We start from the raw sequence: 16838 nt of genomic DNA, 5'->3' as shown, positions 1-16838 counted from the left end.
GGTCAGTCGAGGGGGGCGCGGGCGAGCCAGGCGCGCACCTCGGCGGCCGGCAGGGGACGGGAGAACAGCCAGCCCTGGGCCGTGTCGCAGCCGAGTCGGGTGAGGAACTCGAGTTGCTCGGCGGTTTCGACGCCCTCGGCGACGACGCTCTTGCCCAGCCCGTGGGCGAGGGCGATGGTGCCCTGGACGATGGCGGCGTCGTCTCCGGCGTGGGTGATGCCGGCCACGAAGCTGCGGTCGATCTTGAGCTCGGAGACCGGAAAGCGCTTGAGATGGGACAGGGATGAATAGCCGGTGCCGAAGTCGTCCACCGACACGCCGACACCCAGCTCGGCGACCCGGGCGAGCAGCTCGGCGACGAAGTCCGGCTTGTGCATGGCGGTGGACTCGGTCAGCTCGATCTTGAGCAGCTGCGGGGCCAGGCGGCTCTCGGCGAGGGCGTGGCGGATGGTGTCGACGATCGCCATGTCGGCGCACTGGCGGGAGGAGACGTTCACCGCCACCGGCACCAGCGGCAGGCCCTCGGCGGACCAGCGGGCGAGCTGGGCGGCGGCTTCGCGGACGACCCACTCGCCCATCGCGCGGATGTGGCCGCTCTCCTCGGCGGCGGGAATGAACTGGTCGGGCGGGACCAGGCCGACGCCGGGGCGGCGCCAGCGGATCAGGGACTCGAAGCCCACCAGCCGCCGCCCGGTGATCGACACCTGGGGCTGGTAGAACAGCTCGAACTCGCCGTTGGCGAGGGCGCCGCGCAGGGCGCTCTCGATGCTGAGCCGGTCCCGCGACCAGGTGTTCATCTCGGCGGCGTAGAAGGTGAAGCGCCGTCCGCCGTCCTCCTTGCCCCGGTACATCGCCTTGTCGGCCATCGACAGCAGGGCGTCGGCGTCGGTGCTGTCCTGGGGGCCGAGGCTGATGCCGATGCTGCAGGCGAGGGACAGCCCGTGCACGTCCACGCCTTCGATCTCCCGGTCGAGCAGTTCGAGGATCTTGGTGGCGATGGTGGCGACCGAGTGGCGGTCGGCGAGGCCGTCGAGCAGGACGATGAACTCGTCGCCGCCCCAGCGCGCCACGGTGTCTTCGGTGCGCACCGCGGCGGTGAGGCGGCGGGCCACGTTCTGCAGCACGAGGTCGCCGCAGTGGTGGCCGAGACTGTCGTTGATGCGCTTGAAGCGGTCGAGGTCGATGAACAGCACCGCCACCATGCTGCCCGCGCGGGTACTGCGGGCGATCGCCCGCTGCAGCCGGTCGAGCAGCAGGCTGCGGTTGGGCAGCCCGGTGAGGGGGTCGTGGGTGGCTTCGTGGCGCAGCCGCTGGGTGGAGGCGACGCTCTCGGTGACGTCGTGGAAGGCCAGCACCGCGCCGCCTTCGTCGCTGGCGATGGGGGTGAGGGTCAGGGTGAGCATGTGGCGGGCGCCGTCGGCGCTGGTCCAGGCCAGGGGCGCGGGCAGCGTGACCTGCCTGCCGTCGGTGAGGCAGCGCCGGAGGAGCTGGCCGAGCCGGGAGGCTTCGGCGGTGAAGCGGCCCAGCAGGGGGCCGACCGGCTGTCCGCCGAGTTCGGCCAGGCTGGCGCCGAGCAGCCGCCCGGCCACCGGGTTCATGAACACGATGGCGCCCTTGCCATCGACGGAGATCACCCCGTCGGCGATGGAGCGCAGGGTGGCGTCGGCCTGGCGGTGGGCCCGCTGCAGGTGCCGCCGGGTGTCCACGAGGCGCAGCACCAGCGTCAGCAGGTGCCCCGCGATGAGGCCCCCCGTCGCCGCGGCGGGGGGCACCCACACCTGTGCCTCCCGGAGCAGCACGCCGCTGGCGGCGAAGGGCAGCAGCAGCCCGCCGGTGGCGAGGGGAATCCGTAGCGCCCGCCGCGTCGGACGGAAGACCATCGCCGGGAGCAGCAGGAGCAGGGTTGCCGACAGGGTCAGGGTGGTGCTGGCGGTGTGGTGGACCCGTCCGCTCATCAGCGCTTCGTAGGCACGGGCGTGGAATTCGACGGCGGGCATCGGGCGTCCGTTGGCGGTGCCCGGGGTGGCCAGCCCGGCATCCAGGCCCGCCGCCACGGCACCCACGAAGACGGCCTTGCCGGCCAGCCCGGCGGCGAGGGCCGGGTCGCGGAGGATGTCGATGTACGAGTAGACCGGCGGGGTGTCGCCGGGCCGGGGGTAGGGCAGCAGCATCTCGCCGGCGCGCACCCACTGGTGGGCCGAAGCGTGGGCGGGCGCGTCGGCGCCGGGCGTGGGCGGGCGTTCCGCCTGCACGGTTTCCGCGACGGCCAGGGACAGGGCCGGCCAGCCGGCGCCGCCGACACCGGCCTGGCGGAAGGTCCGGCGGGCCAGGGCGTCGGCGTCGAGCTCCACGTCCACATGACCGAGGGCGGCGGCGGCGGCGGCCAGGCCCGGCAGCGGCAGGAGGGCCCGCACGCCGTCGCCGTCGTCGGCCTCGGCGGGGGCTACCGGCAGGCTCACGCGGCCGGAGCGGGCGAGGGCCGCCGCCAGCCGGTGGTCGCCGCTGCCGGGCTCGGTGAACAGGATGGACATGCCCACCGCGGCGGCGCCCGCGTCGGTGAGCCGGTCGAGCAGCTGGCCGTGGAGGTCGCGATCCCAGGGCCAGCGCCCGAGCGCGGCGATGCTGCGTTCGTCGACGGCGACGATGACCGCCTGCGCCGCCGGAGCCCGGGCGGGAGCGGTCAGCGCTTCGAGGCCGTCGTACAGCAGGAGGTCGACCCGCGCCACGGCGCTCAGCTCGGCCAGCACCGCCAGGGCGGCGGCGAGGGCGACGAGCAGCCAGCCCCAGCGCGCCAGGAGCCAGCGGCGGATCCGCGACGTGGGGTTCACAGCACCAGGAAGAGGGCGGGCACCACCAGCAGCAGCGCTTTCCAGTAATCCCGCGGGATGTCGACCTGCTGCGGCTTGCCCCACGGGCCCGGCGGATTGCCGGGTTCGAGGCTGCGGATGCGCACGTGGTGGACGCCGGGGGACGGGGGCGTCATCGACAGGGCGGGGGTGTCGGTCTGGAGGTCGTGCTCGGGGCTGGCGAACGATGGGTCGGTGCTCAGCTGAACCTGATAGCGGTGGTCGGCGCCGCTGGCCCGCCAGCGCAGCTCGAGGGTGCCGACGCCCAGCCGGGGCGGCTCCGCCTGGGGGCCCGGGGGCGGGCGGCGGAAGCCCTGGGGGTCGGAGAACGGCCCGCGACCTTCGGCGGCGGTGGTCACGGCGACGCGCCAGAAGTAGCTTCCCGGCGCGAGGCCGTCCGCCAGCTCGACGCCGTTGTCGGTGAGGTCGTCGCGCTCGACGATGAGCTGCCTGAAGCCGGCATCGCTGGCGAGCTGGAAGTGGTAGCGGCTGGCCTCGGCGATGCGCGCCCAGCGGAAGGCCGGCCGCTCCTCGGCGACGCTGCTGCCGGGGGTCGGCTGGCTGGGGAAGGGGGGCTCGGGGCGGGCGTCGACAAGGATGCTGCGCTCGGCGTCGAAGCCTTCGAGGCCGTCCGCGGCGACGGCCCGCACGCGGATGCGGTGGACCCCGTCGGGAAGCTCGGCCGGGGCGCGCGCCTGGGGCTGGGCGGCGGACAGGTCGGACTCGATCACCGAGAAGCCTGCCTCCGGCGCGAACTGGGTGCGGTAGCGCACCGCGCCGGCGACGGCGGGCAGGTCGAGGCTGACCGGCAGGCGGTCGATGCGCTCGGGCAGCCCGTCCAGGCTGGGGGCGGGGAGCAGCGGCCTGGCTGCGCGGGGGGGCTGGCCGGCGGGGGCGCTGACGCCGGTGCCGGCCTTCATGACGCTGCGGCCGGCCCGGTTGCGGAGCTCGACCTCGCCTTCGAGGGTTTCGGTGCGCAGCACCTGGCCGGCTTCGCTGACCCGGAAGTGGGTGCCGCGCACCGCGGTGACGCCGGACGGGGTGTCGATGATGAAGCGCCCGCCGCTCTTGCGCTTGTCGGGGACCTTGTTCTCGACGTGGCCGCTGCGCAGCTCCATCCTGATCTGCCCACCGGGGGCGATCGCGGGTTGCCGGGCGGAATCGAGGCGCAGTTCGGAATCCGGGCCGAGCAGGCTGCGGCTGCCGTCGGGCAGGCGCAGCGTGAGGCTGCCGTCGGCGCCGGTTCGCAGGAGGCTGCCCTCGGCGACGGCCATCCCCCGCTCGAGCGCTCGGGGCACGCCCCGGTGGACCACCTCGACCCGGCCCTGGAGATCTTCGATGCGCACCGGGCGGGCCTGGCTGCGCAGCCAGTCGAGGGGGATGCGCAGCTGGGTGCCGGTGGGGATCGCCTCGGGCGCCAGGATGCGGTTGTAGCGCTGGAGCCGCGGCCAGTGTTCGAGGCTCTTGAGGTAGCGCGTGGTGATGTTCCAGGGGCTGTCGCCCGGGCGCACCACATAGATGAAGTCTTCGCCGCCGATCCCGGGCCCGGCGGCGCCGAGGAGCAGGGCGAGGGCGGCGAGGCGATGGCGCAGCGGGGCGCGGGGGGCGGGGCGTTGGGCGGAAGAGGTCGTGGGGTTGGAAGGGGCCTGGAACTGCACGTCGTGTCCTATTTGCGTGTCGATTTTGCGGAGCGCGCTGGCCATGCCAGGAGCAAGGTTTTTTACGCAATTGTTATCGGCCCGGCAAGGTGGTTTCTTGACCCCTTGATACATATGCCACACGCCATGCTCAGCCCGGCACCAGCCGGATCACCAGTTCGCGCAGCCAGCTGACGGCTGGATCGGCATGGTTACGCGGATGCCAGGCGAGGCCGAGGCGGAAGCCCTTGTCGTCATAGGGCAGCTCGAACATGTCGAGGGCGCCGGCGAAGCGCGCCATCAGCGTCGCGGGCAGGGTGCACACGTAGTCGGAGTTGCGCAGGATCTCGGGTACAAGCATGAATTTTTCGACTGAAAGCACCACGTTGCGCCGGCGGCCGATCTTCTCGAGGGCCTCGTCCACATAGCCGCTCAGGCGGCCGCCGATCTCGGCGACGAGCACGTGCTGCAGCGCGCAGTAGGCGTCGAGGTCGAGGGGGCCGTTGCCGCGGGGGTGGCCCTTGCGTTGGGCCATCACGAAGCGCCCCTCGATCAGCCGGCGGGTCTTCATGGTGTCGGGCACGAGGCGCTCGGTGGCGATCAGCAGGTCCACCTCGCCGCGCTCCATCTGGCCGGCGATCAGCGCCACCTCGGGGGTGCGGAAGGCGATGCGCACGCCGGGGCCGGCGTGGGCGGAGAGCTTCTCGATGAGGGGCAGGCCGATCACCGTCATCGCGTTGTCGTTGGCCGCCACCTGGAAGGTGCGCACATCGGTGAAGGGGTCGAAGCTCGGCTGGTGGCAGACTACCGCCTCGAGGTCCTTGAGGGCCGAGCTGAGGGGGGCGGCGAGGGCCAGGGCGCGGGCCGTCGGGGTCATGCCGCGGCCGGTCTCGGCGGGCAGCAGCAGCGGGTCGCCGAAGATCTGCCGCAGCTTGGCGAGCTGCGCCGACAGGGCCGGCTGGCTCAGGTGGAGGCGTTCGGCGGCGCGGGTCACGTTGCATTCGGCGAGCAGCGCGTCCAGCGAGACCAGCAGGTTGAGGTCGATGCGGCGCAGGTCGGTGGGGTGCTTGTTCATGAGTGATCTGCCGTGATTATGGGTCTGATATGGATAATCGATTTCAAATATAGGTTGTGCCACCCTAGACTGCAATCCATATCAGAGGCCGCCGCCTTCCTCCCGACTCCCGGGGCGCGGCGGGCCCGGCAAGAGAGGACAAGCAAATGGACATCGTCGAAACCCTGCGTGTGAACCCCGACCACAATGCCCTGCGCGAACAGGCCGCCAACGAGATCGAGCGCCTGCGCGTCGAGAACGCGCTCTTCCGCAACGCCCTCAAGACCGCCGACCAGGCCATCGCCGCCGCCCCCATCTGGCACAGCCAGCACCGGGTGCTGAGCGAGGTGATCGGCAGCCTCAAGAAGTCCCTCGGCCAGCTGGGACGGGGCAACTGCCCGGCCTGAGTGGCTGCGTCCGAGCCACCGCGGTTGTGCTGGACCGGCCGGCGACGGATGCCCGACAATCGGCGGCTGAATCAACCCCCACCGGAAAGGATTGCCGAATGAGCTACCCGAACACCCAGTTGCTGATCAATGGCGAATGGCAGGATGCCGCCGACGGGCGCACGCTGCCCGTCTTCAACCCGGCCACCGGTGCCGAGATCGGCCGCGTCGCCCACGCCGGTGTCGCCGACCTGGACCGGGCGCTGGCCGCGGCCCAGAAGGGCTTCGAGGCCTGGCGCGACGTGCCGGCCATCGAGCGGGCCCGCACCATGCGCCGCGCCGCTGCCCTGGTCCGCGAGCGCGCCGACAGCATCGCCGCCGTCCTGACCCAGGAAAACGGCAAGCCCCTGGCCGAAGCGAAGATCGAGACGATGGCGGCGGCCGACATCATCGAGTGGTTCGCCGACGAGGGCCTGCGCGTCTATGGCCGCCTCGTGCCGAGCCGCAACCCGGCGGTGCGCCAGATGGTGGTGAAGGACCCGGTGGGCCCGGTGGCCGCCTTCACGCCGTGGAACTTCCCGATCAACCAGGCCGTGCGCAAGGTGTCGGCGGCGCTGACCACCGGCTGTTCGATCCTCGTCAAGGCCGCCGAGGAGACCCCGGCTGCGCCCGCCGCGCTGCTGCGCGCCTTCGTCGATGCCGGTGTGCCGGCCGGCGTGGTCGGCCTGGTGTATGGCAACCCGGCCGAGATCTCCAGCTACCTGATCCCCCATCCGGTGATCCGCAAGGTCAGCTTCACCGGCTCGACGGTGGTCGGCAAGCAGCTCGCCGCCCTGGCCGGCCAGCACATGAAGCGCGTCACGATGGAGCTGGGCGGCCACGCCCCGGTGATCATCGCCGAAGATGCCGACCTCGAACTGGCCGTCAAGAGCTCCGGCGCGGCCAAGTTCCGGAATGCCGGCCAGGTGTGCATCTCGCCGACCCGCTTCCTGGTGCACGAGAGCGTCCGCAACGACTTTGCCGCCGCGCTGGCCCGCCACGCCCAGTCCCTTAAGGTGGGCGACGGCCTGGCCGAAGGCACCCAGATGGGCCCGCTGGCCAACCCGCGCCGCGTCGTGGCTATGACCAGCCTGCTTGAAGACGCCGTGCAACGCGGCGCCACGGTGGTCGCCGGCGGTGTCCGCCTGGGCGAGCAGGGCAACTTCTTCGCCCCCACGGTGATCACCGACGTGCCCCTCGACGCCAGGGTCTTCAACGACGAGCCCTTTGGCCCGGTGGCGGCGATCCGCGGTTTCAACACCCTCGAGGAAGCCATCGCCGAGGCCAACCGCCTGCCCTACGGCCTGGCCGCCTACGCCTTCACCCGTTCGCTGAAGAACGCCCACCTGCTGAGCCAGCGCGTCGAGGCCGGCATGCTGTGGATCAACCAGCCGGCGCTGCCGCTGCCCGAGATGCCCTTCGGCGGCGTGAAGGATTCCGGCTACGGCTCCGAGGGCGGCCCGGAAGCCCTCGAGCCCTACCTCAACAGCCGCGCGGTCTCGATCGCCAACGTGTAAGCCCTGCACCGGGGGGCTGCCGGCCTTGTCGGCGGGCCCCCGGCTCCGGGCGGAACCCTCCCTTCGTACAACCCCGTACCCCCTTTTGATCGCCCCAAAAATGGAACCCAGCAAACCCATCGCCGCTTCGGCGCCGGCCATGCCCGGCCACGTGACCCGCATCGCCCGCCGGCGCGCCCGGCCGGGCCAGGAGGCCGCCTACGAGGCGCTCGTCCGCGAGATGTTCGGCCAGATGCGGGCCAGCAAGGGCTTCCTGGCGGCCGACCTGCTGCCCCCCGAGGCGCCGGGTGGCGACTATCAGGTGGTGGTCAACTTTGCCTCCGAGGCCGACCTGGCGGCCTGGGACGCCTGCCCGGCCCGCTCGGCGATCCATGCCCGCATGCGCGAGGTGGCCGAGGCCGAGCCCGAGTACCGCAGCCTGTCGGGCCTCGAGGCCTGGTTCGCGCCGGCGGTGGTGCCGGCGTCGATGCATCCGCCCCGCGCCCGGATGGCGCTGGTGACCTGGCTGGGCATCTTCCCCACGGTGTCCTTCTTCCTGTATTTCGTGCTGCCCTACCTTCAGGGGCTGCCCTTCCTGCCGCGCACGGCCCTGCTCACCGCGCTGATCGTGATGACCATGACCTGGGTCGTGATGCCGCGCCTCACCCGCTGGATGCGGGGCTTCCTGAACCCCCACGCCAAGAAGTGACCTTCCGGCGGGGCGCCCCGCCGGGCAAAAACGCGCTCCTTGACAACCGTCAAACGACGGAAAAATTTGCCGCCCAGCGTGTTCCGATAAAGCGGTAGGGTATGTGATGGGTGGTCCGCATCCTCCGCGGACACCCCCCTACAGGAGCAGGCACGATGGAGCTGGCAATGAAGCCGATGGGCGCGATCGGGTCGATGGGGCCGCCATCGACGGAGCTCGAGGGCCAGGTGCCCGGCAACCGGGGCATCTGGGTGGGCATCCTGTGCGAGCTCACCGAGTTCGCGCTGATGTTCCTTGCCTACGCCTGGTTCAAGCACAGCCACCCGGAAGACTTCCAGCGCGGGCCGGCGATGCTGTACACCGCCTGCGGCGTGGCCAACACCGTGGTGATGCTGACCAGCGGCTACTGTGCCGTGCGGGCCCTGCTGGCGATCCAGCGCAACGACCGGCGCCGTGCCGGCAACTGGCTGATCCTCACCCTCATCGGCGGCCTCGCCTTTCTGGGCATCAAGGCCTGGGAGTTCAACTGGAACGTCGAGCATGGCGTCGTCGGCACCGGCAACAGCTTCGTGGCCATGTACTACTACCTCACCTTCAATCACCTGGTGCACGTGGTGTGGGGCTGCCTGGGCCTGATCTGGGTCATCCTGCGCAATGCCTTCGGTGCCTACAGCGCCGACGACCACGAGGGCCTCGAGGCGGCCACGCTGTACTGGCACGCCACCGACCTAGCCTGGATCGTGATCTTTCCGCTGCTCTACGTGTTGCGCTGAGGGAGGGCCAGACCATGAGGACACGGGAACAACGCATCACCCTGGTGTGGCTGGCGCTGGTGACGCTGACCCTGGGCAGCGCCTGGCTCGGCGAGGAGGGCTGGCCGGCGCCCGCCACCGCCCTGCTGGTGGCGCTCATCGTGGCGGTCAAGGGGCTGCTGGTGATCCGCCACTACATGGGGCTCGTCGGCCAGGGCTCGCGCCTGCGCGCCGCGATGCGCATGTATTTCGTGGTGATCCCGGCGCTGATCCTGGTGGCCGGCGGCGCGAGCTGGCTGGCGGCCTGAGCCGGGGGCAGCCGGAGCCGCCGCCCCGGGCCTTGTCAAAACGGGCAAAAACATTCGACGTTGCCGAAATGCCTTGCTATTGTGTGGTTTAGCGGACCTCTTCCTGGCCGCCTTTCACAAATGGAGCGCGTCAATTGGGTACTAAGCTTTATGTGGGCAACCTTGCCTACAGCGTGGACAAGAGCCGCCTTGAAGAGATGTTCGCCGGCTTCGGCGCCGTGCTGTCGGCGCAGGTGATCATGGATCGCGAGACCAACCGTTCGAAGGGGTTCGGCTTCGTCGAGATGGGGTCGGAGCAGGAGGCGCAGGCGGCCATCGCCGCGCTCAACGGCAAGAACATGGACGGCCGCAACCTCACGGTTAACGAAGCCCGCCCGCCGGAGCCCCGCAGCGGTGGCTTTGGTGGTGGCGGTCGCCGCGGCCCGGGTGGTGGTTCGGGTGGCTTCGGTGGCAGCGGTGGTGCCGGCCGGCGCGGTCCCGGCAGTGGCGGTGGTTTTGGCGGCGGTGGTCGTTACTGACCCGGCCTGCGGCTGTCCTGGCGGCCGCCACGCTTCCCCCGGTTGGCCGCATCAGCCCTGTCGAGGGGGCGCCGAATAAAAAAACCCGCGCGAGCGGGTTTTTTTGCGCCGGTCGCCGAGGGGCGTCAGGCGGCCTCGAAGTGCTCCAGCATCAGCTGGACGCCGGCGACCCCGTTGTATTCATTCACCGCCAGCCGGAAGGCCGCGTGGATGTTCTGGGCGGCGGGTTCGGCGTTGTTGAACTGGATCGCGTCGATGCGGGTGTTGCCCTTGCGCAGCTGCAGCTTGAGGTGCTTTTCCTTGAGGATGCGCTGGTTCTCGACCCGGAACACGTCGTCGAACACCGGCGGGGCGAAGCCCTGGCCCCAGATTTCGCGCTCCAGCAGGCGGGCGGTCTCGAGGTTGTAGAGGCTGTCCTCGAGGGCGCCGTCGGTCTCGAGGCGGCGGGTGAGGTCGGCCGGGTCGATCAGGTTCCGCACCACCTCCTCGAAGAGCGCCTCGAAGCGGGGCAGGTCGTGCTCGCGGATCGTCAGGCCGGCGGCCATCGCGTGGCCGCCGAAGCGCAGGATGAGGTCCGGCGCCTGCTTGGTGACCAGATCCAGCGCGTCGCGCAGGTGCAGGCCGGGGATGGAGCGCCCCGAGCCCTTGATCTCGCCGTCGTTGCCCCGGGCGAAGGCGATGGTCGGGCGGTGGAACTTCTCCTTGATCCGGCCGGCCAGGATGCCGATCACGCCCTGGTGCCACTCGGGCTCGAAGAGGGTCAGGCTGGCGCGGCTGCCCGGGTCGAGGTGCTCGAGCCCGGCCATGGCCTCCTGCTGCATGTCGGCCTCGATGGCGCGGCGTTCGCGGTTGAGGCTGTCGAGCTCCTGGGCGATGTTGAGAGCGCGGCCCATGTCGTCGGTGATCAGGCACTCGATGCCCAGCGACATGTCGGCCAGGCGGCCGGCGGCGTTGAGGCGCGGGCCGAGGGCGAAGCCCATGTCGAAGGTGGTGGCCCGGCTGGCGTCGCGGCCGGCCGCCGCGAACAGGGCGCGGATGCCCGGCTGCATACGGTCGGCGCGCATCCGCTGGAGGCCCTGGGCGACCAGGATGCGGTTGTTGTGGTCGAGCCTGACCACGTCGGCGACGGTGCCCAGCGCCACCAGGTCGAGCAGCTCGGCCAGGTTGGGTTCGGCCTTGCCCGCGAAGGCGCCGCGCTCGCGCAGCTCGGCGCGCAGGGCGAGCATGGTGTAGAACATCACGCCGACGCCCGCCAGCGCCTTGCTCGGGAAGTCGCAGCCGGGCTGGTTGGGGTTCACGATCACGTCGGCCTCGGGCAGGTCGTCGCCGGGCAGGTGGTGGTCGGTGATGACGGTGGCGATGCCGTGGTCCCGCGCGGCGGCGACGCCCTCGACGCTGGCGATGCCGTTGTCGACGGTGATCAGCACCTCGGGTTCGAGGCCCATGGCCAGCTCGACGATGGCCGGGGTGAGGCCGTAGCCGTATTCGAAGCGGTTGGGCACGAGGTAGCCGACCTCCGCACCGAAGGCCCGCAGCGCGCGGATGCCCACCGCGCAGGCGGTGGCGCCGTCGCAGTCGTAGTCGGCGACGATGACCATCCGCGCGCCGGCCTCGATGGCGTCGGCGAGCAGGCGGGCGGCGTCCTCGACGCCCTTCAGGCGGGCCGGCGGGAGCAGCGACTTGAGGCTGTAGTCGAGCTCGTCGCGGCTCTCGATGCCGCGGGCGGCGTAGATGCGGGCGAGGAGCGGGTGGGTGCCGGCCTCGATCAGGCGGGTCACGGCGCGGGCAGGCGCCGGGCGGGGCAGGATGCGGGTCATGGATTCTGGGCTTGGGCTTGCGGGGCGGTGGCGAGCAGGGCGGCGAGGGGCCTGGGCTTGCGCCAGAACTTCCAGAAGCCGCCGGCTTCGACCGAAATCTCGAGGCTGTGCTTGTCGCCGGGGGCGCTGATCAGCAGGCGGCGGATCCGCTTGGCCTTGAGGGCGGCGAGGAGCGGCGCGAACCAGTCGCGCTCGATGCGCTCGAGGGCGGCCCGCCAGGCGTCGGCGTCATGGTGCAGGGCCGGCAGGTGGAGGTGGTCCACATGAGCGAAGCCGTCGCCGGCCGGTGGGCGGAAGCGGTCGGCCGGGCTCAGGCTGGCGCCGGCTTGGTGGGCCAGGCCGCGGGTCACCGGCGTGTCGGCCTGGACGTGGGGGGCCGGGGCCTTGAGCGGCATGCCCTGGGGGCCGGCGCCCCACAGCCATACGCCGTTGATGGTGCGCTGGCCGGCGGCCTCGCGGGCGGCATTGACCGGGTGGTTGTAGAGCCACACCTCGATCTCGTTGGAGAGGCGGGCCCAGCGCGCGATGTCGTTGCCCTCCGGCATGAAGAGCTGTACCGGCCGGCCATTGACGTCGGCCAGGGGGTGGAAGAAGGGCTGCGGTTCGTCGGCCAGGGCCAGGTACCAGCGCTCGGGCGTCGGCGCCTCGAAGCGGCCGATGTCGGCGAAGGTCTCGTTGAGGCCGGCGATGAGGGTGTCGGCTTCGTCGCGGCGGACGGCGAGCGTGCCGGCGTCGGTGAGGATCAGGTGCTCGCGGGCGAAGCGCAGATGCACCGGGTCGGCGCACAGCCAGTGGGTGTCGGCCCGGGAGGGCGTGGCTTCGCCGGCGCGGCGCAGGGCGGCGTAGGGGAGCCGGGTGGAGGCCAGCCCGAAACGCCCGGCGAGCCAGGGTTCGGGGGCCGTCGCCGGCAGCCAGCGGTGTTGCGCATGGCCGAGCAGGGCGGCGAGGGCGGGCAGCTCGGGCTGGGCGGCCGACGGGCCGGCGGCCCAGCCGAGGCCGGGCAAGACGAGGTGAAACTGCATGGGCGGGCGACCTGAAGGGCAGGTAAGTGCCGGATCGGCAAACAAAAAACCGGCCGCGAGTCTATCACGGGGCGCCCCCCGCTGCGGCTCAGGGGTCCGCCGGCAGGTCGACGAGGGCCGAGCCGAAGGCCGTCGAGCAGCGCCGGGCCTGCTCCGGGCCCATGTTGCGGGTTTCGCTGCGGGTGCAGGCGGGGCTGTTGTCGCCGTCGATGACCTCCAGCGGCAGGTCGCGCAGGGTGCGTCCGTCGGCGGGGGCGATGGCGTAGGTGCCGTTGCCGCCGAAGCCGGCCCGCAGGAAGTTGCGCGGCGCGTCGGTGACGAGGGCGAGGACGCGCAGCCGGCCCGGCGGCAGCGGGACGGTGGCCTGGCCGCCGAAGCGCTCGACGCTGGAGGCGGCACCCGGATGGAGCAGGGTGAACGCGCCGTTGTGGGTGCCCAGCACGTAGAGGTGGCCGCCCTCCGGGCCGGTCACGATGAGGCGACGCGCCCCGCCCTCGGGCACGATGCTGCTGGCGAGGGTGGCGCTGACCCGCCGCGCCTCGCTGCGCTGGGCGTGCAGGGCTTCGAGCAGGTCGGCCGGCTGGACGGCGCCGCCGACCGGCGCCTGTGCCGGGGCTGGCGCCAGGGCCGGGTTGCCGGCGAGGCTCAGCTGCAGGCGCCCGCCGGTGCGCGGGTCGAGTTGCTGCTGGGCGCAGCGGCGCCAGTCCTCGCCGCCCGGCAGTCCGCTGCGGCTCTCCAGCGGGGCGCTGCCGTCGAGGCAGGCGCGCAGTGCCCGGGTGGCGATGCCGCTCGCGCCGTCTTCGTGCCTGCCGCCGGCGCGGATCACCAGCATGTTGTGGCCGGCCGGGAAGCGCGGTCGGGCCTCGCCGCGGCAGGCCCCCGCGCCGCCCGCGGCGATGTCGGTGACCACCACCAGCCGTCCGGCCTTGCGGGCGAGGAGACCGGCGTGGCGCGCCAGCTCGTCGACGCCGAAGGTCTGGCGGGAGGCGGTGAGCACGCCCTCGGCGCAAGGGCCACCCGGGCCGGCGAGGTAGATGAAGGCCCGGTCGCCCGGGCCGACGCGGGCGTCGAAGCGGGCCAGGGCCTCGCGCAGCCCGTCGGGCGTGGCGAGGCCCTCGGGGGGCGGTTGCTGGATGTTGGCGTCGGGTACGCCCATCAGGCGGGCGATGGCGTTCGCGTCGGTGGCGTTGTCCGCGCTGCCGCCGACGGGCAGCAGCAACGCGTGATGGGAGGCGCGCGGCTGGCTGCGCGGCTGCACGCGGGGCAGCTCGATGGCGGCGGGCGGGGCCGGGGGCGTCTGCAGGGCGACAAAGGCCTCGCCGGCGCCGATGTCCAGGTCGCGCTCGGGGAGCCAGCCGCTGCGCAGGCCGTCGGCTTCGACCTTGATCCAGTCGCGGCGGGTTTCGAGGATGCGCACGCTTGCCCGCCGGTGCACTTCCATGATGCTGCGGGCGCTGTTGTCCGGGTGTTCGCGCAGGGCGCTGGCGTGGGTGACGGTGGCGGTCTGGGCGCGGGTGACGGGGCTCGCGGCCAGCAAGGCCACGGCGAGGGCGAGGCGTAACCTGAGGGTCATGGGGGCTTTCGGCGCGTACGAAGGAGGCGGCCACGGGGGCCGGAGTGTTTTGTGGCAGCATGACAATGATTTGCAAAGTTGTCACCCGGAGTCATGGCGTCGGCGTGACAGGGCTGACACCCGTGCCGCCGTCGCGGCGGGCGAGATACCCAGCGCTGCCCAACTCCGGCACAATGCGGCCTCGTGCCTTCCCGGGCGCTCACGGTTCATTGCTGATGTCCTACGAATTCCTCGTCGGGCTGCGCTACACCCGCTCCAGGCGGAGGGCGCAGGGCCGCAATCGCTTCATATCCTTCATTTCGCTGGTCTCGATGCTGGGCATTGCCCTCGGCGTGGCGGCGCTGATCGTCGTGCTGTCGGTGATGAACGGCTTCCAGACCGAGCTGCGCACGCGCATCCTGGGCGTCGCGTCCCATGTGCAGATCTCCGGCTTCGACGGCGAGCTGTCCAACTGGCAGCGGGTCGCCGACGATGCGGCCAGACACCCGCAGGTGCGCGCCGCGGCGCCCTTCGTGCAGGCCCAGGGCATGCTGTCCTTCGACCAGACCGTGCGCGGCACGCTGGTCCGCGGCGTGCTGCCGGATGCCGAGGACAAGGTGGCCGACTTCGCCAAGCACATGCGCTTTGGCCGCTTTGACGATCTGCAGCCGGGCACCTTCGGCATCGTGCTGGGGGCCGACCTGGCACGGGCGCTACGGGTGGGCCCGGGCGAGAAGGTGACCCTGATCGCGCCCCAGGGCCTCGTCACGCCGGCGGCGATCCTGCCGCGGCTCAAGCAGTTCACGGTGGTGGGCATCTTCGAGGTGGGGATGTTCGAGTACGACTCCAGCCTGGCGCTCATCCACCTGCAGGACGCCCAGGCGCTCTACCGCATGGAAGACCGCGTCTCCGGCGTGCGCCTCAAGCTCGACGACCTCTTCGCCGCGCCGCGGGTGGCCCGCGAGCTGATGCAGTATGTGGACGCCGACACCCTGATCTCCGACTGGACCAGGAGCCACGCCAACTTCTTCCGCGCCGTCCAGATCGAGAAGAACGTGATGTTCATCATCCTGCTGCTGATCGTCGCGGTGGCGGCCTTCAACATCGTGTCCACGCTGGTGATGGCGGTGCAGGACAAGCAGGCCGACATCGCGATCCTGCGCACCCTGGGCGCGAGCCCGGGCTCGATCATGGCCATCTTCGTGATCCAGGGGGCGCTGATCGGCCTGATCGGACTGGGGCTCGGGGTGCTCGGCGGGGTCTCGCTGGCCCTCAACATCGACGTGGTGGTGCCGGCCATCGAGCGGGCCTTCGGCATCCAGTTCCTGGCCAAGGATGTTTACTACATCTCCGACCTGCCCTCCGAGCTGCAGTGGGCCGACGTGATCGCGATCTCCAGCGTCTCCTTCGTGCTCACGCTGGTGGCGACCCTTTATCCGAGCTGGCGCGCGTCGCGGCTCAACCCGGCGGAGGCCCTGCGTTATGAGTGATGTGCCGATGGATCGGCCGGTGATCGAGTGCCGGGGCCTGTCCAAGTCGTTCCGCGAGGGGGCCGACGCGGTGGACGTGCTGCGCGGCGTCAGCCTGTCGGTGGCGCGGGGCGAGCGGGTTTCGGTGATCGGCTCGTCGGGCTCGGGCAAGAGCACGCTGCTGCACCTGCTGGGCGGGCTGGACGTGCCCTCGGCGGGCGAGGTGAAGCTGCTCGGCCGCGACTTCTCGGCCATCTCCGACGCCGAGCGGGGCCGCCTGCGCAACGAGTCGCTGGGCTTCATCTACCAGTTCCACCACCTGCTGGGCGAGTTCTCGGCCCTCGAGAACGTGGCGATGCCGCTCTTCGTGCGACGCCTGCCGCGGGAGGAGGCCCTGGCCCGCGCCGCCGAGACGCTGAAGGCGGTGGGCCTCGGGCATCGCCTCGAGCACACGCCGGGCGAGCTTTCCGGCGGCGAGCGCCAGCGGGCGGCCATCGCCCGCGCGCTGGTGACCCGGCCGGCCTGCGTGCTCGCCGACGAGCCCACCGGCAACCTCGACCGCCAGACCGCCGAGAAGGTGTTCGCGCTGATGCTGGAGCTGGCCGAGGAGCAGGGCACGGCCTTCGTCATCGTCACCCACGACCCGCAGCTGGCCAGCCGGACCAGCCGGGTGCTGCACCTGCGCGACGGGGAGCTGGCGGGGTAGGCGGCGTCTGTCCCGGGCGGGCCGAGCGCTGCGGGTTTATCGTGGCGGGGAGCCCTCAAGTTCACCGGCAGGGCGGTCGATAAGCTGAAAACTTTTTCACATTCGGTGCAGCCCCCCTGTCGGAGATCCCATGAAAGTACTATTTGCCCCTGCGATCCTGCTGCTCAATCGGCTGCGTTTCCCGGTCAAGTTTGTCCTGCTCGGGCTGATCGCCCTGCTGGTGGTCGGCGCGCTTCTGTTCCAGCTGGCCCTGTCGTTGCGGGAGAGCATCGCCTATGCCGAGAAGGAGCTGGATGCCAGTGAGCGTCTGCCCCGCGTGCTCAAGGTGATCCAGCTGCTCCAGCAGCACCGCGGCCTGTCGTCCGGCGTGCTGAGCGGCAACGAAGCCATGCGCCCGCTTCTCTCAAGAAACAAAAATAGCCAGGGCGGTTTTCATGCAGCGGTCCCGATGGGGTTGATCTGGAATCCGAGCGTGGCTGCTCGGCGTTTTAGCGCGGCGATGCTGCGCTCGCGTTGTTGTTCCTCGT

General features: G+C 71.4%; 14 protein-coding genes and 1 pseudogene. 9 read left to right on the top strand and 6 right to left on the bottom strand.

Annotation, left to right across the window (positions count from 1 at the left end; translation table 11 throughout):
• Positions 1-2: 2 nt before the first annotated feature.
• The 3 genes from ACE3OU_RS10865 to ACE3OU_RS10855 form a co-directional block, all read right to left on the bottom strand.
• A complete protein-coding gene (locus ACE3OU_RS10865) occupies positions 3-2828 on the bottom strand; it encodes an EAL domain-containing protein (protein ID WP_374241579.1) in 2826 nt (941 codons plus the stop codon).
• Positions 2825-4504 (bottom strand): FecR domain-containing protein, encoded by a 1680-nt coding sequence (locus tag ACE3OU_RS10860; protein WP_374241578.1) that lies wholly within the window; start codon positions 4502-4504, stop codon positions 2825-2827. The genes ACE3OU_RS10865 and ACE3OU_RS10860 overlap by 4 nt, the downstream gene beginning before the upstream one ends.
• A gap of 130 nt (positions 4505-4634) precedes the next feature.
• Positions 4635-5558, bottom strand: coding sequence for a LysR family transcriptional regulator (locus ACE3OU_RS10855; protein WP_374241577.1), 924 nt, complete (start codon positions 5556-5558; stop codon positions 4635-4637).
• A 146-nt stretch (positions 5559-5704) separates the two neighbouring features.
• Here ACE3OU_RS10855 and ACE3OU_RS10850 point away from each other — a divergent pair, with 146 nt between their 5' ends.
• From ACE3OU_RS10850 to ACE3OU_RS10825, 6 genes are all read left to right on the top strand, one after another.
• Positions 5705-5944, top strand: a complete 240-nt coding sequence (locus tag ACE3OU_RS10850) for a hypothetical protein (protein ID WP_374241576.1) — start codon at positions 5705-5707, stop codon at positions 5942-5944.
• Positions 5945-6042: 98 nt separating this feature from the next.
• Positions 6043-7479: an NAD-dependent succinate-semialdehyde dehydrogenase gene (locus ACE3OU_RS10845; protein ID WP_374241575.1), complete on the top strand. Its 1437-nt coding sequence runs from the start codon at positions 6043-6045 to the stop codon at positions 7477-7479.
• 100 nt (positions 7480-7579) lie between these two features.
• A complete protein-coding gene (locus ACE3OU_RS10840; protein ID WP_374241574.1) occupies positions 7580-8167 on the top strand; it encodes an antibiotic biosynthesis monooxygenase in 588 nt (195 codons plus the stop codon).
• A gap of 155 nt (positions 8168-8322) precedes the next feature.
• On the top strand, positions 8323-8940 hold the full coding sequence (locus ACE3OU_RS10835) for a cytochrome c oxidase subunit 3 family protein (RefSeq protein ID WP_374241573.1): 618 nt from the start codon (positions 8323-8325) through the stop codon (positions 8938-8940).
• 14 nt (positions 8941-8954) lie between these two features.
• Positions 8955-9227 (top strand): cytochrome C oxidase subunit IV family protein, encoded by a 273-nt coding sequence (locus tag ACE3OU_RS10830; RefSeq protein WP_374241572.1) that lies wholly within the window; start codon positions 8955-8957, stop codon positions 9225-9227.
• Between the two features lie 134 nt (positions 9228-9361).
• Positions 9362-9745 carry an RNA recognition motif domain-containing protein gene (locus ACE3OU_RS10825; protein ID WP_374241571.1) on the top strand — a complete coding sequence of 128 codons (384 nt, stop codon included), beginning with the start codon at positions 9362-9364 and terminating at the stop codon, positions 9743-9745.
• Positions 9746-9870: 125 nt separating this feature from the next.
• Here the strand turns inward: ACE3OU_RS10825 and recJ are convergent, their stop codons facing one another.
• The 3 genes from recJ to ACE3OU_RS10810 all read right to left on the bottom strand — a co-directional run bounded on the left by recJ (position 9871) and on the right by ACE3OU_RS10810 (position 14157).
• Complete coding sequence (recJ, locus tag ACE3OU_RS10820) at positions 9871-11562, bottom strand: single-stranded-DNA-specific exonuclease RecJ (RefSeq protein WP_374241570.1); 1692 nt, start codon at positions 11560-11562, stop codon at positions 9871-9873.
• Complete coding sequence (locus tag ACE3OU_RS10815) at positions 11559-12584, bottom strand: hypothetical protein (protein WP_374241569.1); 1026 nt, start codon at positions 12582-12584, stop codon at positions 11559-11561. The genes recJ and ACE3OU_RS10815 overlap by 4 nt, the downstream gene beginning before the upstream one ends.
• An 88-nt stretch (positions 12585-12672) precedes the next feature.
• Positions 12673-14157: an SH3 domain-containing protein gene (locus ACE3OU_RS10810; protein ID WP_374241568.1), complete on the bottom strand. Its 1485-nt coding sequence runs from the start codon at positions 14155-14157 to the stop codon at positions 12673-12675.
• A 215-nt stretch (positions 14158-14372) separates the two neighbouring features.
• Here ACE3OU_RS10810 and ACE3OU_RS10805 point away from each other — a divergent pair, with 215 nt between their 5' ends.
• The 3 genes and pseudogenes from ACE3OU_RS10805 to ACE3OU_RS10795 all read left to right on the top strand — a co-directional run.
• On the top strand, positions 14373-15626 hold the full coding sequence (locus ACE3OU_RS10805; protein WP_374241567.1) for a lipoprotein-releasing ABC transporter permease subunit: 1254 nt from the start codon (positions 14373-14375) through the stop codon (positions 15624-15626).
• The gene (gene lolD, locus ACE3OU_RS10800; protein WP_374241566.1) at positions 15619-16311 is read left to right on the top strand and encodes a lipoprotein-releasing ABC transporter ATP-binding protein LolD; all 693 of its coding nucleotides are present in this window, start codon (positions 15619-15621) and stop codon (positions 16309-16311) included. Before ACE3OU_RS10805 ends, lolD begins: the two co-directional genes overlap by 8 nt.
• Before the next feature lie 130 nt (positions 16312-16441).
• A pseudogene (locus tag ACE3OU_RS10795) lies at positions 16442-16838 on the top strand (hypothetical protein); the annotation flags it as partial.

The organism is Zoogloea sp., assembly GCF_041908905.1.
Taxonomy (GTDB): domain Bacteria; phylum Pseudomonadota; class Gammaproteobacteria; order Burkholderiales; family Rhodocyclaceae; genus Zoogloea.
This window is presented reverse-complemented; position numbering and strand designations above follow the sequence as displayed.